The following is a 19853-nucleotide window of genomic DNA, read 5'->3' as shown; positions in this document are numbered from 1 at the left end:
CGATGGCTCCCCTCTCGCCGTTGGTCCTGGCGTCGGCCTCGCCGCGTCGCGCCGAGCTGTTGCACAGCGCTGGCCAACAATTCACGGTCTGCCCGGTCGACTGCGACGAGACCTGGCACCCGGGCGAGACCCCGCTCGCGTACGTCGAGCGCGTGGCCGCAGCAAAAGCCGTGGCCGCCTGCGCGCTCGATGAGATCCGCAGGTCGATGATCGAGGGCGGGCCCCCGCCAGTGATCCTGACCGCCGACACGACCGTGTGGCTCGAAGCCAACAGCGAGCCGCTGGCCAAGCCCCGCGACCACGCCCACGCGACCGCGATGCTGCGCGCGCTGACCCGGGGGCGGGCGCACCAGGTCAGCACCGCGTGCGCCTTCATGCGGCCCGCCGCGCAGCCCGGCGCCGCGCCGCAGCGGCTGGCGCGGATCACACAGACCACCCTCGTGCGGATGCGGGCGCTCTCGGACCCGCAATTTGCCGCGTGGATCGGCCCCTACCTCGAGCTCGCGCGCTGGCAGGACAAGGCTGGCGGCTACGCGATCCAAGGTCGGGCCGCGGCGTTGGTCGAGTCGATCGAGGGCAGCTACACGAACGTCGTCGGCCTGCCGCTCGCGCAGGTCCTCACCCAGCTCGAAGCGCTTCATGTCTGAACCCCAGTCCACCTCGATCGCCGCCAACCTCGAGTCGATCCGCGCCCGCGTGGCGGCAGCGATCGCCCGCCGCGGCGCCGACCCCAGCACAGCGTCGCCGGTCCAACTGATCGGCGTCAGCAAGCGCCAGCCCCTGGCCAAGCTCGAGGCCGCCTACGCCGCGGGCCTGCGCGACTTTGGTGAGAACTACGCCCAGGAGCTGCGCGACAAGTTGGGCACCTGGCCGGCCGAAGCCAACGACGCTCGCTGGCACTACATCGGCGCGATCCAGTCCAACAAGCTCAAGTACCTCGTCGGCAAGGTCGCGCTGATCCACACCGTCGATCGGGTCGAGCTGATCCACGCGATCGAGCGCCGGGCCGCCAGCGCTGGCGGTGTTCAGGAGTTTCTGCTCGAGGTCAACCTCGCCGACGAGCAGCAAAAGGCCGGGGTCCCTCCCGCGCTGGTGCCGACGCTGCTCGACGCGTGCAGGGCCACCGCGCACGCCCGCTGCGTGGGCCTGATGATCATCCCCCCGGCCGCCGAGCCCGAGCAAACCCGGCGGTTTTTTCGCGAGCTGCGCGAGCTTCGTGACCGTCTGCGTGAAGGCCCCGAGCGACCCGGCGTCGACCTGCGCGAGCTGTCGATGGGCATGAGCGCCGACTTCGAGGTTGCGATCGAAGAGGGCGCGACCTTGGTCCGAGTCGGGACCGCGATCTTCGGCGCGCGTCCCTGAAAGATGCTGGCTGGCTGGTCATGACCCCCACACAGACCGTAGACTTCGCCGACTGCAGCCGCGGGCGCGTCCTGTGGTCATGGGCCAAGCAACGCGCGGAGGTATCTAGCAAGCCGTGAGCCGTCAGCGACCGCTACTCGTGCCAGCCGCGCCAGCCGCCCCCGACGGGCCAGGCGGGCAAGCCGTGCACCTGCGCTTCGACGAGGCGTTGATCGAGGCGACCGCTCACGACACGCTGGCGACCGCGTTGATCGCCGCTGGCGTGTTGATGACCAGCCGCTCGCCCAAGTACCGAAGGCCGCGCGGGCCCTACTGCCTGACCGGCGACTGCGGCACCTGCCTGGTGCGGATCGACGGCCGGCCCAACGTGCGCGCGTGCATGACCCCGGTCCGCGAGGGCATGCGGGTCAGCTCGCAAAACAGCTACCGGCCCAAGCGCCTCGATCCGACCCAGCTCGTCGACACCCTGTTCCCCGGCGGGATCGATCACCACCACCTCATGGTCCGGCCGCGGATCGTCAACCAAGTCATGCAGGAGGTCGCGCGCAACCTGACTGGGTTTGGCGAGCTGCCCGAGGGCGTGGACACGAGCGGCTACGAGTACCTCGCCCACGAGCTGCCCGTGTTGATCATCGGCGCGGGGCCGGCGGGTCAGGCGGCCGCCGCGGTGTTCGAGGCCGCGGGCGTGGATCATGTGATCGTGGACCGGCTGGATCGAGCTGCGCTCGCGGCCAACCTCGACGACGCCGAAAGCCGCGCCCACGCGCAGCCCGCCAAGCTGCTCGCCGACACTGGCGTGTTTGGGATCTATCCCGGTCCGCACATGCTGTTCCCCGGGCGCGAGGACGACCTCGCGCTGGTCGCCGCGAGCGAGCGTCACCCCAACCTCGAGCGGCTCCACGCGTTTCGTCCCCACCACCTGATGTTCTGCGTGGGCAGCCGCGACCCGATGCTGCCGTTCCCCAACAACGATCTACCGGGCATCGTGTCCGCCCGCGGTCTGATCCGGGCGCTGCGCCGGGCCAACGCTCGGATCGCCGGTCCGTGCCTGGTCGTTGGCGAGGGGCCCTGGGCCCACGCGCAGCTCAACGCCCTCGACCAGCTCCGGGCCCCGCACGCGCCAAAGCTCGAGCTCATCGCACCCAACCAGATCGAGCGCGCGGTCGGGGGCGAGCGCATCGAAGCGCTGATCTGCCACGGGGGTCGACGCAGCTGCGCGCTGCTGGCGATCGCCCAGACACCTGCGTCCGCCCACGAGCTCGCCGCCCAGATCGGCGTCGCGCTGGGTTTTAACGGTGGGGGGTTTGGGATCGATCGCGCGCACGAAGCGGGCGATCACGGCCGCTGCGGGGCGCTTGGCGGCACCAGCTTGTGGGCCGCTGGCGACGTGTGCATCGGAGTCGATCCGGCCGCGGGCCAGGCAGCCGCCGCCCGCGACGGCGCGCGCGTGGCCAAGGCCGTGCTCGAGGTCCTCGCGGCCGCCCCCCACGAGCTCCCCGACGCCACCCACTTTGCCCCCGCCGAGCCGCCGCAACCACCGACCATGCGCGAGCGCCCGGTCGTCGGCGATCGCTTCGCCGAGCCAGCCGCCAAGGAGCCGTCATGAGCGAGCGGGTGTTCGTGTGCCGATGTGAAGACGTGACGGCCAGCGAGCTCGAGCACGCGTTCGCGGCCGGGCTGTCCACGATCGAAGAGATCAAGCGCTACACCGGCTTCGGCACCGGACCGTGCCAGGGCAAAGAGTGCATGGCCGCCCTCGCCCGCGAGCTGATCAACCGTGGGCTGAGCACCCCCACGCAGCTGCGCCCATTCACGGCGCGCCCTCCGGCCGAGCCGGTCAGCTTTGGCGCGCTCGCGGCTGCGCCCGATCCCTTCGTGGATCCAGCACCCTCGCTACCCCAGGCCGATCCACTGGGCGACCCGCAGGAGCCACCGTCGCCATGAGCACGGCGACGACGCTGGGCTCCCGCGACGCGAAGCTGCCCGACGAGCTCGACCTGCTGATCATCGGCGGCGGCGTCATGGGCCTGTCGATCGCCTACAACCTGGCGCGCAACCACCCGGGCGCGGTCAAGCGCGTCGCGATCGTCGAGCGCAGCTATTTGGTCTCGGGCGCCTCGGGCCGCAACGGCGGCGGCCTGCGCATGCAGTGGGGCGACGCGGGCAACGTCGCGCTGATGCGCGAGAGCATCGAGCTGTGCCGCCACCTCGCGCAAGAGCTCAACATCAACCTGTGGTTTCGCCAGGGCGGGTACCTGTTCCTCGCACGGACCGAGTCGGGCGAGCGACGCCTGCACCGCAACGTCGCGGTCCACGAGCAGGTCGGCGTGCCCACCCGCCTGCTCGCCGCCCGCGAGGCCCTCGAGCTGGTTCCCCAGCTCGATGTCTCCGAGGTTCGGGTCGCCGCCTACAACCCCGAGGATGGGGTCGTGTTTCCGTGGCCCTTCGTGTGGGGCTACGCGGCGCAGGCGGCCGCCCGCGGCGTGGTGATCCGAACCCACACCAGCGTCGACGCCCTCGAACCCCAACCTGACGGCGGCTACCAAGCGCGGCTGTCAACGGGCGAGCGCCTGCGCGCCGCGAGGGTCATCAACGCGACGGGGGCGTGGAGCGTGGGCATCAACCGCGGGCTCGGCATCGAGCTCCCCAACCACCCACACCGCCACGAGATCCTGTCCAGCGAGCCGCTCAAGCCGTTCTTGGATCCACTGGTCGTCGACCTCGAGACCGGCCTGTACTTCTCGCAGAGCACCCGCGGCGAGATCGTCACTGGGATCACGCTGCCCGATCCGCCCGGGCTCGTCCCCAGCCACCAGGTCGAGCTTGGATCCAGCCTGCGCTTCTTGTCCAACGTCGCGCGCGCGCTGATCCGCGTGATGCCGATCGCCAAGCACCTCGAGCCGCTGCGCCAGTGGTCCGGCCCCTACGACATGTCGCCCGACGGCGACGCGATGGTCGGCCCGAGCCCCGATCACCCGCAGCTGATCCAAGTCTGCGGGTTTACGGGTCACGGGTTCATGATGGCGCCCGCGGTCGGCCGCATGGTCGCGCGCTGGCTGGCAACCGGCGAGTCGCACGCCATGTTGCAGCGCTGGGATCCCTGCCGGTTTCGCGACGGCCGCATGCTCCGGCGCGAAGACATGATCATCGGCTGAACCCCGCGTCCAGGGTTCACGGGTTCACTGAATCGCGGCCGTGAGCGCGTCGACCCGCTGCTGGGCCCGCTCGGCCGCGCCGATGCGCCCGCGCCCGCGCTCCGCCGCGACGATGAGCTCGTAGACCTCGCGCTCGATCTCCGGCTCCGCCTCGAACCGCGCCGCGATCGCCAGCGCCCGCTCGCAGGCGTCCACGGCCTCGGCCCACAGCTGGGCCTCGACAAACAGGTTGCAGCGACGCTTCTCCAGCCCGCCGATGTGGCGATGCCCGTCGGGATAGATCTTCGCGTAGACGACCCCGGCCTGGTCGAAGCTCGCCCGCGCGTCTTCGAAGCGCCCGAGCTCTTGCTGGGTCACCCCGATGTCGGTGTGCGCGGCCGCGACCTCGCGCGAGTTCTCGCCCTTGGTCTTGGTGTGGATCACGAGCACCCGCTCGAAGTCCGCGAGCGCCTGCTCGAGCCGCGAGGCGTTGCGGGCGATCCGAGCCAAGGCGTGCAGCGGGTTCGCCAAGTTCGGCGCGTCGGGACCACCAATCTGCTCGCGGATCCGGAGCGTCTCGCGGAACGCGGGCTCGGCCTTGTCGGTCTGATCGGTGACCCAGTACACGTTGCCAAGGTTGTAGTAGGCCGTCGCCAGGTGCGGGTGATTGGGGCCGTAGGCGTCTTTGGATCGGCTGACGGTCTCGAGCAGGACCGCCTCGGCCTCACCTTTGGGCGCGTCAATTCGGGCGACGCTCGAGCCGTAGTTCATCATTATGCGGATCGTGATCGGGTGGATCTCGCCGTACTCTTGCCGCGCGAGGTTCAGCGCCCGCCCGAAGTGTTCGACGGCTGGCTCGAAGTGCCCCTCGGCCAGCTCGAGCGCCGCCACGGCCCCCTCGAAGGGGATCTCGAGCTTGGGCGACCCGCCCGCCCGGACCAGCGCCGAGCCGGCCGCGAGCGTCCACGCGTGGCCCTCGGCGAAGCGATGCTGTTGCGACCCAAGATAGAAGATCAAGCGAATCCAGGCGCGAGCCTCTTGCTCGACGTCGCCAAGCTGCGCGGCGAGCTCGATGCCCTCGCGCAGGCTCGCCTCGCCAAGCTCGAACTTGCCGGTCTCGAACTGCGACTGCGACTGATCGTAGAGCGCCCGCGAGAGCGTGCGTGGGTGGGGCAGCTCGCGGGCCCGCGCCACGACCCGCTCCTGCAGCGGCAAGCTCTCTTCGTACTTCTCCGCCGAGGCCAGCGCGAACGCCCGGTTGAGGTCGAGCTCCATCTGGCTAATCTGCTCGCGCGCGATGTTGTCGAGCTGACGGTCGTCGATCTCACCGGTCTCCCGCACCAGCGCGCAGGCGCGTGGGTCACTGAGCGCGTGCACGGCCGAGACCGCCCGCTCGACGATCTCATCATCGGCCTCGACGAACAGATCGACCATCGCGTCGAGCTCGCGGGCGCGCTGCTCGAGACAGTACATACGAACATCGAGCAGCTCGTCGGACTGCTCGCCGACCCACGTCGCCTCGCAGATCTCGACCCGGCTCTGCCCCCAGACCGCGCTCCATCCGTCTAGCCTCGAGATCGCCCGACGAGCCGCGTCATCGGCGAAGGGCTTGCTCGAGGCCGAGAACGCGTCCTCGACGTCTGCGCGTCGATCTGCGTTCCAGTGTCGCTCGATGTCCTGGGCCAACGCCGGGCAGTGGCTGACCTGGTCCTCGGTGTTGCCAAACCCGAAGGCCAACCCGAGCAGCCCCGTCGCGAGACCGACCACGCCGACGCCGAGCGCCGCGAACCGACGCACGCGCTTGGCCGGGTCGCGGTCGAGCGCGGCCAGCATCGCCTCCATCGAGGGCCAGCGCTCGGTCGGGTGGGCACTGAGACCGCGCGCGAGCACCTTGAACAGCCAGTTCGGGACGTTGCGGGTGTTGGCCTCTTTGGGCGGCTGCGGCGGCTTGCCCCCCGCCATCTTGGCCAGCTGGTCGCGGCGATCCGTGCCCTCGAAGGGCAGACGCCCATACAGCGCCTCATAGAAGCTCACGCAGAACGAATACTGATCCGTGTACGGCCCGACCCGCAGACCCATGTGCTGCTCGGGGGCCATGTACGCGGGCGTGCCGACCATCCGACCGGCGACCGTGAGGTCCATGCTGATGTTGGACTGGATCTCGTCGATCAGCGCGTGTTCGGCGGTCGTGGTTGAATCGAACCCGCTGCCCGAGCTGGCCGTGTGTCGGCGTCGCTCGAATTCTTGGCGATCGCGCTCGGCGTTGATCTGACGCTCGTGCTCCTTGGCGACGCCGAAGTCGGCGACGCGGACATCACCATCCACGCTGATCAACACGTTTGAAGGCTTGAAGTCGCGATGAATGATGTCGGCCTGGTGGGCCGCAGCGATGCCCCGCCCCGCGAGCACGAACTTGGCCAGGATCTCTTGCCACGTCCGGGGTTGCTCGCCCAGCCAGTCGCGCAGCGTCGACCCCTCGACGAACTCCATGGCGATGTAGACCTGGCCCTCGAACACATCGACGTCGTGGACAGTGACGACGTTGGGGTGGCTCAATTTGGCCAGCGCCTGCGCTTCGCGAAACAGGCGATTGCGGCCGGCAGTGCTGGCTTCGTCGGTCGCCGTATTGCGCAGCAGCTTGAGCGCGATCTTACGATTCAGCTTGGGGTCGTAGGCCGCACAGACCATGCCCATGCCGCCCATCCCGATCGACTCCAAGATCACGTAGCGCCCGACGACGGACAGCTGCTTGGCGTCCCCCGGGTCGCTATCCATGTCGGCGACGGTCTCAGGCCCACCGCGTCGCGCTGAATTGGGCTGCTGGTCCATTGATGGCCCTGCCTGGATTGTACCGCGCGCCGCGGTGCGCGGATCGGCTGACCAACAGTCAATATAAGCAACGTAAATAACTATTAGTTTTGGACCGATCAATCGTGATCTTTAGATCAATTATGCGCGATTCCGTTCACTGTGTAATTTTGACCAAAAATGCAGAATTCGGGGGCTAAAGTGCACCTAACGCGCGAAATTCATCAAATTTATCGTCGTTAAAGTCTAGTCAAGAGGTGTGCTTTACATTATCTTTTCGTCACCTCCTGATCCAAAGGAACCCAACCAATGAGCCGCGCACTTACCGCATTTGTCTCCATCTCTCTGCTCGCCCTGGCCCCTGCTTGTGACAGCTCGGATGCCGACCTGGGTGACGACTTTCGCGGCTCACTCGATGTCAACACGCAGATGACGATGGCCGACGGCGGCAGCGACGACGGCACCGTAATCTGGGAGATCGTCGAAGCGGGTGTGGTGTATGAGGGCGAAGCGGCGCTCGGCAACGTGCTGATGTACGTGGAAGACAACGCGATCTTCGACGCCAGTGGTGTCCAGACCTGCAGCGTCGACAGCCCCCACCTCAATAGCAAGTTGCGCGAGGTCATCGCCGCCAACGGCACCGAGGTGCTGTTCACCTTGTGGGGCGACTACGTGTTCGAGGGTCACGTGGACGTCAAGGTCGCGAACTGGGGCCAGATGAAGAAGCGGTTCGGCGAGCAGCTGCTGTTTCAATACCAGCCAAACGACATCTTTCTTGGTGAAGCCATCAACGGATACCGCTTGATGACCACCAACGCTGACATCGCGGCCCAAAGTGAGGGTCGCAAGCTCCTCATGGCCGCGTTGATGACCGGCGAGTGTGGCAGCGCGGGTCTGCCCGGCTACACCTTCTGATCTTCACGGGCCCGCAACCCAAACCCGAATTCAGTCCAGGGACCCCGAGGTCGGCGCAACGCTGGCTTCGGGGTCTCGTTCGTGGTCACCAGGTGCGCGGGGGCGTGCGCGGGGCCGTGCGCTCGTCCGCGAACATGCGCAGCACGAACGCCCCCGCGGCTGTCGCTCGAAGCTGCTTGGCAAACTCGCCGTAGCCGGGCGGGCCCTGGTCCAGCGCGGGCAGCCACGCCCCGTAGCCCTCCTCGGGCTGCACCCCGATGACGATCGCAGACAAGGCCGCGAAGCTCAGATCCGCGATCGAGAAGTGATCGCCGACCAGGTAGCGTCGGCCGTCGGACAGGCGCTCGCTGATCTGCGCGAACTCGGCCACGATGTTGGTCCGCGCGCGCTCGGCCAGCTCTGGGGTGACCTTCAGCCGCGAGATCAGCAGCTTGCGAACGACGGGCGTCAAGCGCACGAACATCCGCGCTTGGCTTGGGCTCACGCTGCGGAAGGCGAGCTCGGCGAGCATCGCCGTGTCGGGGAGCAAGAAGTGATAGACGAGCCGACGCGTGTCGGCGCCGTAGCGACCGCTGAAGTGCCGGTCCAGCACGGTCGCCTCCGGGCTCCAGAAGCTGTCCCCCGCCCCGCCCTGCGCCGCCGCGAAGCGAACGATCTCGGTCGAGTCGGTGAGCAGCGGATCGCTTGGGTCGCCCGTCACCAGCATTGGAGTCGAGAAGCGCGAAGAGCCGCGATCCGCCTGGCCCCGACGGTAGCGCAACCCAGGTGGGATCGTGCCAGCGAAGTGCAGGGCCGGCATCCACGGCTCCTCGACGTACTCGACGCCGAAGCGATCGAGCGCCCACCGGGCCTTCTCGTTGTAGTGAGACGGGCGAATCGTGATCAGCCGCGGAGCCACGCGCGCCAGCTTACTCGCCTCCGACCAGCGACAACACGACCCCCGTGACACCTTCGGCTAGCGACTCGTAGTCGCCCGATTTGGCGTAGGGGATGTGCAGGAAGTACACCGCCTCGAGCCGGTCCGCCTCCCCGCCCGCGCCCACTAGAGTCGCGAGCGCGCCGTAGTGGGTCTCGTTGCACAGGTAGCTGTTGTCGGCGCGGGCCGGCGCGGCCAGCACCTCGTAGCTCGCGATCGTGCGCCCTGTCAGCGCCTCGATGCGCGCCTTCATCGGGCTCCCGTCCGGCGCATCGAGGATCGGCGGGGCCGCGTCATCGATCGGCTCAGCGCGCGCAACACCAGCCGCGTCAGTGCCCTCGCGCTGGTTGTAGGCGCCGACCTCGAGCTGCAGCGCGTCGAAGCGATCATAGACGCCCAGGCCAATGTTGATGATCACATCGACGTCGGTCGGGACCGGCGACGCGACCCCCCACGTCACCGGCATGGTTGCGAAGCGCCACTCGATGTCCGGCGCCCGCGCCCGCAAGCGCTGCACGAGCGGGCCGGCATGGTCACGGGGGGCCTCGGCGTGGGGCTCACCAAGCAGCAGCCTACAGCTGGGGTTGTCGCGGCACCGCCACAGGTTCGGCGGCTCGCCGAGCTGTTCCCAATCGTTGAAACCAGTCACCAACACGCGCATGGCTCGTCCACCGTTTTCAGCTCGGGCGAGGGCTTCTCGCCCGCTTGCGGACGCCTTCGTAGACTGGTTCGAGGTGGGCAGCGAACCTTCGGGATCGACGCTAGCAGGGAGCTGCGTGGCGGTCGGCGGACTGGACCCCTGGTGAGTCGCCTGCTCGGCCTGCTGTTTGACCTCCGAGTCGACGCCGCTCGCCGAACACCCGAGCAGGCCGGCGACCAACGCGAGCGCGGACCAACGGGCGCCGACGCGACCGGCCAAGAACCGGGATAGGTCGCGCAGCTCGACGAGCCTTTGGGCTTCAACGGGCTTCACGGCTGCTCGCTCATTCCGTACGCAGCCAACGCCGCCGCGACACCGAGCCCCTTGCCTGCGTCCGGCGCCGCGCCGCGCAGCACGTCGTCGATCGCCGCGATGCAGCCCAGCACGTTGCGCCGCGTGCACGCCGTGCCCATCAGCCCGATCCGCCAGACCTTGCCCGCCAGATCCCCAAGCCCGCCCCCCACCTCGAGGCCGTAGTCCCGCAGCAGTCGCGCTCGGGTGGCGCCGTCGTCGAGCCCGGCTGGGAGCTCGACCACGTTGAGCTGCGGGAGCCGGTGCTCGGGAGCAACCCGAAGCCGCATGCCCATCGCCGACAACCCAGCGGCGAGCGCCCGGTGGTGGAGTTGGTGGCGCGCCCAAGCCTGCTCGAGCCCCTCTTCGTGGACCATCAGCAGCGCCTCGTGGAGCCCGTAGATCGCGTTGACCGGGGCCGTGTGGTGGTAGGCCCGCTTGGCGCCGCCGTCCCAGTAGCCCATCACCAAGCTCAGATCCAAGAACCATGACTGGACCGGCGTCTTGCGAGCTTGGATGCGCTCGACGGCGCGCGCCGAGAACGAGACGGGCGACAGCCCCGGCGCACACGACATGCACTTTTGCGAGCCCGAGTACACGGCGTCGAGGCCCCACGCGTCGACCTCGAGGGGCACGCCAGCGAGCGAGGTCACGGCGTCGACGACCGTCAGGCAGCCGTGCGCGCGGGCGAGCTCGGCCAGGCGCGCGGCGTCGGACAGCGCCCCCGTGGAGGTCTCGGCGTGAACGAACGCGAGCAGCGAGGCCTCGGGGTGCTGCTTCAGCGCGGCCTCAACCTTGTCGGGATCGACCGGCGAACCCCACGCGTCGTCAACTGCGATCGCGCGACCGCCCGCGCGCTCGATGATGCTGTGCATGCGGCCGCCGAACACCCCGTTGCGACCCACGATCACGGTGTCGCCCGGCTCGATCAAGTTGACCAGGCACGCCTCCATGCCCGCGGATCCGGGCGCCGAGATCGGGAAGGTCAGCGGGTTGTCCGTGCGCATCGCGTACTGCAGCAGGCGCTTGACCTCGTCCATCAAGTCGACGAACGCTGGATCGAGGTGGCCGATCGTCGGCCGCGCCATCGCCTGCAGCACCCGCGGGTGGACATCACTTGGGCCCGGGCCCATCAACATGCGCAGCGGTGGCTCGAAGGACCTGAACTGATGGGCGTCGCTCATGGCGGATCTATACCAAGCTACTGTGTGGCGATGACCAACAAGACCACCAGCGAGGGGCTGGATCAGGCGCTCGCGCCGTGCCTGGACCGGCTGATCACGCCAGCGCTGGTGATCGATCTCGACGCGGTCCAGGCCAACCTCGCGGCGACGCTCCGGCGGGTGGGGGGCCCACAGCGCTGGCGACCGCACCTCAAGACCAGCAAGCAGGCGGTGATCATCGAGCTGATGCTCGACGCCGGGCTGCGCAGCTTCAAGGTCGCAACCTGCGACGAGCTCGCGCTGTTGCTGCGCACGGCGGGGCCCCGGGCGGTCGACGTGTTGTTCGCGTACCCGGCCCAGCGCGCGTCGCTGAGCGCCGTGCTCGCGCTGGCCCGCGCCCACGCTGGCAGCCGGGTGCAAGTGCTGGCCGACTCCCCCGCGCACCTCGACGCGCTCGCGGGTTGGTCGCGCGCGCTCGGTCGCGACGCGCCGCTGCCGGTCATGCTCGACGTCGACCTTGGCATGCACCGGACCGGCACCAGCCCCGCGCGCTGGCGCGAGCTCGCGGCGATGCCAGATCCGCTCGAGCTCGCGGGCCTGCACGGCTACGATGGGCACCTGACCTGGGCCCAGCGCGACGAGGCCCACCAAGGCTACGACGCGCTGATCGAGCTCGCGGCGGCCCTGCGCGCGGGCCCGGCGGCGCCCGAGCACGGCGCGCTCGAGCTGGTGACTTCGGGCACCCACAGCTACGCGCACGCGCTCGACCACCCAGGTCTGGGGGCGGGTCTGGGAGCGGGCGACTGGCGTCACAGCGTGTCGCCCGGAACGATCGTGCTCTCCGATCGCCGCTCCCACCAGGCCGCGCGCGACATCGGCCTGCGGCAGGCGGCGTTCGTCGCGACCCGGGTGATCAGCGCCGGCCCCGAGCGCGTGACCCTCGACGCGGGCAGCAAGGCGATCGCCCCCGATGTCAGCCCGCCAAGCAGCGCCGTCCTGGATCGCCCGGAGCTCGAGCCGCAGCGCGCGAGCGAAGAACACCTCCCCTGCCGCGTGGCCACCAACGCGCACAGCCCCGAGCTCGGCCGGTTGCTGTGGCTGGTTCCCGAGCACGTGTGCACGACCGTCAACCTCTACCGCGAGGCCGTGTGGATCCGGGGTGGGCGCTACGTCGGCGTGGGGCCGGTCGGCGCGTCGGGCCACGCGTGTGGGTTGAGCGACGACGCGCTGGTCAAGCCGCCGCGCGAGGGCTAGGGTCGCGGCCGTGCTTCGCGTTCGGCCAGACGGCGCCATCGAGATCGATGTCCACGCGGTCCCCAAGTCGTCGCGCGACGCAGTCGGCAAGCCCCACGGCGGGCGGCTGAAGCTCCACGTCAAGGCGGCGCCTGTCGACGGCCAGGCCAACGCCGCGATCATCAAGCTCCTCAGCAAGACGCTCGGGATCCCGCGCGAGCAGATCGAGCTGGTCCGCGGCCAGACCGGCAAGCGCAAGACCGTGCGGATCGCTGCGGCGTCATGCGGGCCCGGCTCGCTCGAAGACATCACGACGAAGCTCGGCCTCGAGGCGCCGGGCGAATCAGGCGAATCGGGCGAGTCAGACGGATCAGGCGGATCAGACGGATCAGGCCGACGTGGCGCCGCGTCCTTGTTGCTCGCGTTGCTTGGCGCCAGCGCGTGCGAGAGCCCCCGCGAGCTGCCGATCACCGTGATCTTGCCAGCCGACGTCAGCGACTACAGCCGGGCCAACAACGCCAGCGTGGTCATGCGCCCCAGCGGCGAGGCGTTCAGCTTCTCCGTTGACGGCCTCGACTTCGCCCTCGAGCTCGAGGGCGAACCAACGACGGAGGCCCAGCAGCTCGAGCTGTATCTCGCGGACGGCGAAGAGCTGATCGCGTGGGGGACCACGGCCCCGTTTGCGACCGCTGCCCCCGACGTTGGCTTGGCGCTGTTCCTGGGTCGCCCAGGGCTGCTCTCGACCTGGCCCGAGCAGCTCGACACCCCCGATCCGCTGATGCTGGGCGCCGCCGCGATCGGGCGCGGCATGCTGCTGGTCCAAGCCGACGGCGACACCTTCTTGCTCAACCACTACACGCTGCTGCTCGAGAGCGGCGACCGCCTTCCCGACACGGTCAACTTCACCAGCGAGGCGAGCGGGTTGTTCTCGGCGGCCAACGGCACCGTGGTGCGCCTGGGCTGGGACCAGGCCGCGCCGGTCGCGTGGCGCTACGATCCAGGCGCCGACAGCTGGGCAGAGCTCAGCGTCGCCACGCCAAGCGGCGGCGTCCAGGCTGGAGCTCGGGTTGGCGCAGCGGTGCTCACCGATCCCGACAACACCCGGGTGTACCTGCTCGGCGGTGGCGGCACGACCCACGGCGTCGCCATTGACCTGGTCGCTGACGCCCAAGACCTGCTCGCGGCCGCCCCGGTCGCCGACTTCGCGCTCGACGGCCCCCGCGACGGGGCGACCGCCCTGTGGATCGCCACCGAAGACAATCCAACCGCCGACGTGCTGCTCGTCGGCGGCGACACCGAGGGTCCGCTCGCGCTGCTGTCGAGCGTCGGCGCCAGCGTCGGTCCAAGCATGACCTGGCGCGGCCTCGGCTGCGCGATCCAGCGACCGACAGCCGAGGGGGTCACGGTCCTGTGTGTCGGCGGAACCATCGACGACGTCCCCTCGGGGGACGCGCTGAGCATCGACGTGATCCCGCAGACCTCCGCGCAGGTCGAGCTGCGCGAGAGTTTCCTCCCCGTCGCGGTCCCTGATCCACTGATGTTCAGCGACGCCAGTGCGCTCTATACGCAAGGCCAGGGCCGGTGGTTCCGCATCGACCGTGACGACCAGAGCGTGAGCGAGCCCAACTCCTCCGCGCCACGGGCCGCCGGCGGCCATTTAGTTTCCACCGAAAACGGTGTTACTTTCGTCGTTGGCGGCGTCGACCAAGACGGCGCCGCCCTCGACCGTTGGCAAGTCTTCACGCCCGCCCTCGATGACTGAGTTCACGCGGAGCCCACGGGCAGCGAAACACCGAGCCCCGCTCGGCGATTTTGCTCGACGGAAACAACCCTTGTTGCGCATCATCTCCCCGGCCGACGCCCCAACGGTCCGCGCACATCGAACACACCTTGGGGCTGCGATCACGGAGCTAGAATGGCCGACACGCTGACAGTCAAGGACAACCGAACCGGCAAGCAATACGAGATTCCGATCTCCGACGGGACCATCCCCGCGAGCGCGTTGCGTGAGATCAAGGTCGACGAAGAAGACTTCGGGTTGATGTCGTACGACCCGGCTTACAAGAACACGGCGTCATGCCGCTCGGCGATCACCTTCATTGACGGCGAAAAAGGCATCCTTCGCTATCGCGGGTACCCGATCGAGCAGCTCGCCGAGCAGTCAACCTTTCTCGAGGTCTCGTACCTGCTGCTGAAGGGCGAGCTCCCGACCCAGAGCGAGCTCGACACCTGGGTCGACAAGATCACCCACCACACCTATGTCCATCAGTACATGATCCAGGGCATGGAGGGCTTCAAGTGGGACGCCCACGCCATGGGCAAGCTGGTCTCGCTGCTCGGCACGCTCTCTACTTTCTACGAGGACAGCAAGAACGTCCGCAACGCGGCTGTCCGCGACGAGCACATCATCAAGATCATCGCCAAGATGCCGACGATCGCGGCGTGGTGCTTTCGCCACATGCAGGGCCGGCCCTACATCTATCCAGACAACGGCCTGAGCTACGCCGGCAACTTCATGAACATGCTGTTCCGCATGGCGGAGCCGCAGTACAAGCCGGACCCCGCGATCGAGAAGGCGCTCGACGTGCTGTTCATCCTCCACGCCGACCACGAGCAAAACTGCTCGGCCAGCGCGGCGCGGGCGGTTGGCTCGGCAGAGACCGATCCCTATTGTTCGCTGGCGGCCGCTGCCGCTGCGCTCTATGGCCCGCTGCATGGCGGCGCCAACGAGGCCGTGCTCCGCATGCTCGAGGAGATCGGCAACCTCGGCAACATCCCCGGCTTCATCGAGGGCGTGAAGAACCGCGAGCGCCGGCTGATGGGCTTTGGCCACCGCGTGTACAAGAACTACGATCCCCGCGCGCGGATCATCAAGAAGCTCGCCCACGAGGTCTTCGCTGTGACGGGCAAGAACCCGCTGCTCGAGATCGCCCTCGAGCTCGAGAAGATCGCCCTCAACGACGAGTTCTTCGTCGAGCGCAAGCTGTACCCCAACGTCGACTTCTACTCGGGGCTGATCTACCAATCGATCGGGTTCCCAGTGGAGTTCTTCCCGGTGCTGTTTGCGATCCCCCGCGCCGCCGGCTGGCTGGCGCAGTGGCAAGAGATGCTGATGGATCCCGAGCAGAAGATCGCTCGGCCCATGCAGATCTATACGGGCGCAGGCGAGCGCGCCTACGTCCCAATGGACAAGCGCTAGCTTATCGGGCCCGCTCAGGGCTCCGGTTGTGCTCGGTCGAGCGTGTCGAGGCCGTCGAGGATCAACTCGGCCTCGGTACCCTCGATCGAGCTGATCCAGCTGGCCGCCTCGAAGGGATCACGAAACAGGCGGACCTGTGAGGTCCCCGTGAACATCTGCATCGACACGCTGTGGACCACCGAGGCGCCCAGGCTGTGCTCGCTGTCGACGACCCACGCGACCGCCGTGACCTTGGGTCCGGCCGTGAACGCGGCCCCGAACGCAGCGCGGACTTCCGCGGGTGGCGGCGGGAAGGGTTGGCCCAGCCAGATCAGCACGGCCATCGACTCGAAGTGCCGTCGCATCTCGAGGTAGGCCTTGGCTTCGCGCAGCGCGACCTCGAGGCTGGGTGTCACCGGGTGATAGAGAATGAACACCCCTCCGCGCACGGCAGCGAGCCCCTTGGGCAGACACACTTGTTCGTTCAGCTGCCAATTGTGCGAAGCGAGTGCCACGAATCGAGGCTAGCGGTTCGCAAATGCGGCTGACTGTCCCTACGACCGAAACCCCAAGAACTGAGTTTGCACGCCGCCAGCGGGCCGCGGTCGAGCCGCCAGGGCGCCCCAGGTCGCGGGGCCGGGCCCGACCCGTCACGGTGACTGCTGCATCAGCGTCAGCTCGCCGCGCTGCCCGTCCCGCTCGTAGACCAAGGTGGCCTCGTCCTTGCCCGCGAGGGCCTGATCCAGGGCACGGATCGCGTCGAACGAGCCCAGCTCGGCGCCGTTGACCGAGAGCAAGATGTCGCCTTCGCGCAGACCCAACATGGTCGTGAGGCTCTGGGCCCGCAGGCGAACGAGCTGCAGGCCCTGGCCGGTCGCGCCGCGCTTGGGCCACAGCGAGACCTCGTTGACCAGCAGCTTGGGCTCGGCGGTGAGCTTGGCGATCAGCTCGGGATCGATCTTGCACACGCGCGACGGCGCGTCAGTGCAGATCACGGCATCGGGCGCCACCTCGAAGCTGGCGCGACCCGCCTCATCGATCTTGTCACCGAGCGCCTCTGCGTGGGCCCTGCCCGCTTCACCGAGCGCCGCGAATTCCTGCGCGGCCTCGTCCCAGCCGTTGGCGATGCCGCGCCGGGCATCCGCGACTTTTTCGTCGACGCCAAAGCGGTCGCGGGCGTTGGCGATCCCCTCTCGAGCTTCGTCCCTGGCCTCGCCCAGACCCCGCTTGGCCTGCTCGACCCCCCGCTCCGCTGTCCGCGCCGCCTCGTCGACGACCTCGCGGGTCTGCTCGCTCGACCGGGCCTCGCAGGCCACCGCGCAGACGAGGAGCGATGCGAGCAGTGCCCCCCGGGTTGCCAGAGTTCGAACGTGAACGCGAAGCATGGCGCGAGCATAGCCGACGCCGGCCGAAGCTCTTAGGATCCACGCATGCGCCTACCAGGCTTGGTCCTCGCCACCTCCGTGCTCGCGGTCTCCCTGCTCGGCTGCGCATCGCTGCGCCAGAGCATGCGGGGCCAAGAGCTCTCGTATCGCGGCGCTTGGTACTGCGCCAGCGGAGCGTGCAAAGCCAGCGAGATGACCAAGTCCACCAGCGGCAGCCGCGACGGGACGATCAACATCAACACCGTGAAGTTCGACCCGAAGTCCGGCATGGCGTTCACCGCGGCGGCCCCCTTCGAGCAGCTCACCGCCACGGTCACCGACTGCAAGGGCAAGCAGGCGAGCGTGCCCGCGTCCGACATCGTCCGCCCCGGCAAGCACGGCGTCACCGATCAAGACGCGCGCGAGAGCTGGATCGTGTGGGTTGACCCCGCTGCGCTCGGCAAGCTCGCGCCGAGCTCGAGCTCGTGCGTGTGGAAGGTTGAAGCCACCGCGACCTGGGAGGACGGCGTGACCTTCTCGCTGACCGCTGGCCTGAACGCCAAGGGCGGCTAGCCCCCATGGAGACGCCTCCCCAGTGGGCGCTGCCCAAGCTCGCGTCGCCGCGTGTCGAGATCAGCCGGCGAGCAGACGGCGCGACGATCCTCGCCAACACCTTGCCGCTGGGCGAGTACCCGCGCTGCCTGGGCGATCTGCTCGTCGCCAACGCCAAGGCTCGGCCGGATCAGGTGTTCCTCGGCGAGCGCAGCGCGGGTCCAACCAGCCCGTGGCGAACCGTCACATGGGCGCAAGCGCTGACGAGCGTCCACAGCCTCGCGCAGGCGTTGCTCGATCTGGGCGCCGGCCCCGAGCGACCGCTGATGTTGCTGTCGGGCAACTCGATCGCCCACGCGCTGCTGACCCTCGCGGCCATGCACGTGGGCATTCCCGCGGTCCCCGTCTCGGTCGCGTACTCGCTGGTCTCGCGCGACTTCGCCAAGCTCCAAGTCATCACCCAGCAGATCACGCCCGGCGTCGTGTTCGTCGAGCAGCGCAAGCCCTTCATCCGCGCGCTCGAGGCCGCGGGGCTCGACGCGCTGCCGCTCATCTGCGCCGACGCACGCCAAGATCCTGGCCCGCGGGCGGCCAAGGTCGAGCGCTACGAGTCGCTGCTGCAGCTGTCGCCGAGCGAGGGCGTCGCCCACCGCTTCGCCAAGCTCGGGCCCAACACGATCGCCAAGGTCCTGTTCACGTCGGGCTCGACCGGGCTGCCCAAGGGGGTGATCAACACCCAGCGGATGCTGTGCTCGAACCAGGCTGCGCTCGCGCGTGTGTGGCCGTTCTTGGGCGAAGACGCCGGGCGGGGGCGGGTCCCGGTGATCTGCGACTGGCTGCCGTGGAACCACACCTTTGGCGCCAACTTCAATTTCAACCTGATCTTGATGCACGGCGGCAGCTTGTGGATCGACGCGGGCAAGCCGGGGCCGGGCGCGTTCGAGGCGACCCTCGCCAACCTGCGCGAGCGCTCGCCCACGCTGTACTTCAACGTGCCGCGGGGCTTCGAGCTGCTGATCCCCGAGCTCGAGGCTGACGCCGCGCTGCGCGAGCGCTTCTTCGCCAACCTGGATCTGGTGTTCTACGCCGCCGCCGCCCTGCCACAGCGGCTATGGACCCGGCTCGAGCAGCTCGCGCTCGCGGCCCGCGGCCACCGCCTGCTCATGGTCTCTGCGTGGGGCTCGACCGAGACGGCGCCGTGCTCGACCGCGGTCTACTGGCCGATCGAGCGCGCCGGGGTCATCGGCAATCCAATACCGGGCACCGAGATCGCGTTGATCGACGACGGCGAGAAGCAAGAGCTGCGCGTGCGCGGGCCCAACGTGACCCCAGGCTACTGGCGCGACGCGCAGCTGAGCAGCGCGGCCTTCGACGAGTTCGGCTTCTATCGGATCGGCGACGCCGGCAAGCTCGCGGACCCCGCCCACCCGGAGCAGGGCCTGGAGTTCGATGGTCGCGTGTCCGAGGACTTCAAGCTCAGCTCTGGCACCTGGGTTCATGTCGGCAAGCTCCGGCTGCAGGCGATCGCCGCCTGCGAGCCGCTCGTGGCCGATTGCGTGGTCACCGGCCACGACCAGCGCGAGCTTGGCCTGCTGGTGTTTCCAGACCTCCCGGCCTGCCGCAAGCTCGCCGGGCTCGACCGCGAGGCGACCGCCGAGCAAGTGGTGTCACACGCGGCGGTGCGGGCACGGATCGAGCGCGGGATCGAGGCGCACAACCGCGACCACCCAAGCAGCAGCACCCGATTTGCGCGCGTCGTGCTGCTTGCCGAGCCACCTTCGATCGACGCCAACGAGATCACGGACAAGGGCTACATCAATCAGCGTGCTGTGCTCAGTCACCGGGTTGCGCAAGTAGAGGCATTGGTGGCCGGCGGCCCGGGTGTGCTCACGATCGGCGCCGAGGACGGCGCGTAGCTAGTGCCGCAGTGAATCTGATGGTTTGAGGCTAGTGCCACACACCCTGAGTTCGTGCCGGGTCATGCACGGCACTGAGGCCCAATGGCAGTGTCGCAGCTCCTAGAGCGCCAATCAGTTTGAATTCACGACGCCAGGCACATCTGGGACCGCCCCTGCCGTTGTCGGTCGGCGCTCGCAGTATGCCGGATACAGCTTCGGCCTCCCTCCTAGGCAGGAACGGCCCCAGACGCACCTGACGCCGCGACTCCAAACTGATCGGCGCTCTAGCAGTACGCCCGGTACAGCGTCGTCGCCGCTCCTCGCCCTTGGGCCTCAGCT

17 protein-coding genes are annotated in these 19853 nt (G+C 68.7%); 11 read left to right on the top strand and 6 right to left on the bottom strand.

The features are described from left to right. The first annotated feature begins 2 nt into the window (after positions 1-2). The 5 genes from DB30_RS33305 (at position 3) to DB30_RS33285 (ending at position 4517) form a co-directional block, all read left to right on the top strand. Positions 3-647 carry a Maf family protein gene (locus DB30_RS33305; RefSeq protein ID WP_052556720.1) on the top strand — a complete coding sequence of 215 codons (645 nt, stop codon included), beginning with the start codon at positions 3-5 and terminating at the stop codon, positions 645-647. Beyond that, a complete protein-coding gene (locus tag DB30_RS33300; protein ID WP_052556718.1) occupies positions 640-1362 on the top strand; it encodes a YggS family pyridoxal phosphate-dependent enzyme in 723 nt (240 codons plus the stop codon). The genes DB30_RS33305 and DB30_RS33300 overlap by 8 nt, the downstream gene beginning before the upstream one ends. 115 nt (positions 1363-1477) lie before the next feature. Continuing rightward, a complete protein-coding gene (locus DB30_RS33295) occupies positions 1478-2968 on the top strand; it encodes a 2Fe-2S iron-sulfur cluster-binding protein (protein ID WP_146661737.1) in 1491 nt (496 codons plus the stop codon). Next, a complete protein-coding gene (locus DB30_RS33290) occupies positions 2965-3306 on the top strand; it encodes a (2Fe-2S)-binding protein (protein WP_146661734.1) in 342 nt (113 codons plus the stop codon). The genes DB30_RS33295 and DB30_RS33290 overlap by 4 nt, the downstream gene beginning before the upstream one ends. Beyond that, positions 3303-4517, top strand: a complete 1215-nt coding sequence (locus DB30_RS33285) for an NAD(P)/FAD-dependent oxidoreductase (RefSeq protein WP_052556715.1) — start codon at positions 3303-3305, stop codon at positions 4515-4517. Before DB30_RS33290 ends, DB30_RS33285 begins: the two co-directional genes overlap by 4 nt. 24 nt (positions 4518-4541) lie before the next feature. Here the strand turns inward: DB30_RS33285 and DB30_RS33280 are convergent, their stop codons facing one another. After that, entirely contained in the window at positions 4542-7271 is a 2730-nt protein-coding gene (locus tag DB30_RS33280) for a serine/threonine-protein kinase (protein ID WP_052556713.1), read from the bottom strand. A gap of 342 nt (positions 7272-7613) precedes the next feature. Here DB30_RS33280 and DB30_RS33275 point away from each other — a divergent pair, with 342 nt between their 5' ends. Further along, a complete protein-coding gene (locus DB30_RS33275; RefSeq protein WP_146661730.1) occupies positions 7614-8219 on the top strand; it encodes a hypothetical protein in 606 nt (201 codons plus the stop codon). Positions 8220-8304: 85 nt separating this feature from the next. Here the strand turns inward: DB30_RS33275 and DB30_RS33270 are convergent, their stop codons facing one another. From DB30_RS33270 to DB30_RS33260, 3 genes are read right to left on the bottom strand one after another with little or no spacing between them, the layout of a single operon-like run. Beyond that, positions 8305-9117 carry a glutathione S-transferase C-terminal domain-containing protein gene (locus DB30_RS33270; protein ID WP_052556710.1) on the bottom strand — a complete coding sequence of 271 codons (813 nt, stop codon included), beginning with the start codon at positions 9115-9117 and terminating at the stop codon, positions 8305-8307. Positions 9118-9127: 10 nt separating this feature from the next. Continuing rightward, complete coding sequence (locus DB30_RS33265; protein WP_052556708.1) at positions 9128-10108, bottom strand: hypothetical protein; 981 nt, start codon at positions 10106-10108, stop codon at positions 9128-9130. Next, positions 10105-11310 (bottom strand): pyridoxal-phosphate-dependent aminotransferase family protein, encoded by a 1206-nt coding sequence (locus DB30_RS33260; RefSeq protein ID WP_052556706.1) that lies wholly within the window; start codon positions 11308-11310, stop codon positions 10105-10107. The genes DB30_RS33265 and DB30_RS33260 overlap by 4 nt, the downstream gene beginning before the upstream one ends. Positions 11311-11340: 30 nt before the next feature. Here DB30_RS33260 and DB30_RS33255 point away from each other — a divergent pair, with 30 nt between their 5' ends. From DB30_RS33255 to DB30_RS33245, 3 genes are all read left to right on the top strand, one after another. Further along, positions 11341-12543: an alanine racemase gene (locus DB30_RS33255; RefSeq protein ID WP_165704068.1), complete on the top strand. Its 1203-nt coding sequence runs from the start codon at positions 11341-11343 to the stop codon at positions 12541-12543. Between the two features lie 10 nt (positions 12544-12553). After that, a complete protein-coding gene (locus DB30_RS33250) occupies positions 12554-14284 on the top strand; it encodes a DUF167 domain-containing protein (RefSeq protein ID WP_052556702.1) in 1731 nt (576 codons plus the stop codon). A gap of 153 nt (positions 14285-14437) precedes the next feature. After that, positions 14438-15721, top strand: coding sequence for a citrate synthase (locus DB30_RS33245; protein ID WP_052556700.1), 1284 nt, complete (start codon positions 14438-14440; stop codon positions 15719-15721). A 14-nt stretch (positions 15722-15735) separates the two neighbouring features. On the opposite strand, the gene DB30_RS33240 is transcribed toward DB30_RS33245, so the two are convergent. Then, positions 15736-16215, bottom strand: a complete 480-nt coding sequence (locus DB30_RS33240) for a hypothetical protein (RefSeq protein ID WP_052556698.1) — start codon at positions 16213-16215, stop codon at positions 15736-15738. A gap of 135 nt (positions 16216-16350) precedes the next feature. Further along, positions 16351-17085, bottom strand: a complete 735-nt coding sequence (locus DB30_RS33235; protein WP_146661726.1) for a hypothetical protein — start codon at positions 17083-17085, stop codon at positions 16351-16353. Between the two features lie 45 nt (positions 17086-17130). Here DB30_RS33235 and DB30_RS33230 point away from each other — a divergent pair, with 45 nt between their 5' ends. Together DB30_RS33230 and DB30_RS33225 are read left to right on the top strand one after the other, a co-directional pair. Continuing rightward, entirely contained in the window at positions 17131-17637 is a 507-nt protein-coding gene (locus DB30_RS33230; protein WP_146661723.1) for a hypothetical protein, read from the top strand. A gap of 5 nt (positions 17638-17642) precedes the next feature. Further along, positions 17643-19532, top strand: a complete 1890-nt coding sequence (locus DB30_RS33225) for a feruloyl-CoA synthase (protein ID WP_052556690.1) — start codon at positions 17643-17645, stop codon at positions 19530-19532. Positions 19533-19853: the final 321 nt, after the last annotated feature.

The organism is Enhygromyxa salina, from assembly GCF_000737335.2.
Classification (GTDB): Bacteria; Myxococcota_A; Polyangia; order Nannocystales; family Nannocystaceae; genus Plesiocystis; species Plesiocystis salina_C.
Note: the sequence above shows the minus strand (reverse complement) of the source record. Positions and strands in the feature narration are given on the sequence as shown.

Coding starts and splice junctions, on each gene's coding strand:
- DB30_RS33305 (WP_052556720.1), top strand. CDS start 3: ATGGCTCCCCTCTCGCCGTTGGTCCTGGCGTCGGCCTCGCCGCGTCGC.
- DB30_RS33300 (WP_052556718.1), top strand. CDS start 640: ATGTCTGAACCCCAGTCCACCTCGATCGCCGCCAACCTCGAGTCGATC.
- DB30_RS33290 (WP_146661734.1), top strand. CDS start 2,965: ATGAGCGAGCGGGTGTTCGTGTGCCGATGTGAAGACGTGACGGCCAGC.
- DB30_RS33285 (WP_052556715.1), top strand. CDS start 3,303: ATGAGCACGGCGACGACGCTGGGCTCCCGCGACGCGAAGCTGCCCGAC.
- DB30_RS33280 (WP_052556713.1), bottom strand. CDS start 7,271: ATGGATAGCGACCCGGGGGACGCCAAGCAGCTGTCCGTCGTCGGGCGC.
- DB30_RS33275 (WP_146661730.1), top strand. CDS start 7,614: ATGAGCCGCGCACTTACCGCATTTGTCTCCATCTCTCTGCTCGCCCTG.
- DB30_RS33260 (WP_052556706.1), bottom strand. CDS start 11,310: ATGAGCGACGCCCATCAGTTCAGGTCCTTCGAGCCACCGCTGCGCATG.
- DB30_RS33255 (WP_165704068.1), top strand. CDS start 11,341: ATGACCAACAAGACCACCAGCGAGGGGCTGGATCAGGCGCTCGCGCCG.
- DB30_RS33245 (WP_052556700.1), top strand. CDS start 14,438: ATGGCCGACACGCTGACAGTCAAGGACAACCGAACCGGCAAGCAATAC.
- DB30_RS33235 (WP_146661726.1), bottom strand. CDS start 17,085: ATGCTTCGCGTTCACGTTCGAACTCTGGCAACCCGGGGGGCACTGCTC.
- DB30_RS33230 (WP_146661723.1), top strand. CDS start 17,131: ATGCGCCTACCAGGCTTGGTCCTCGCCACCTCCGTGCTCGCGGTCTCC.
- DB30_RS33225 (WP_052556690.1), top strand. CDS start 17,643: ATGGAGACGCCTCCCCAGTGGGCGCTGCCCAAGCTCGCGTCGCCGCGT.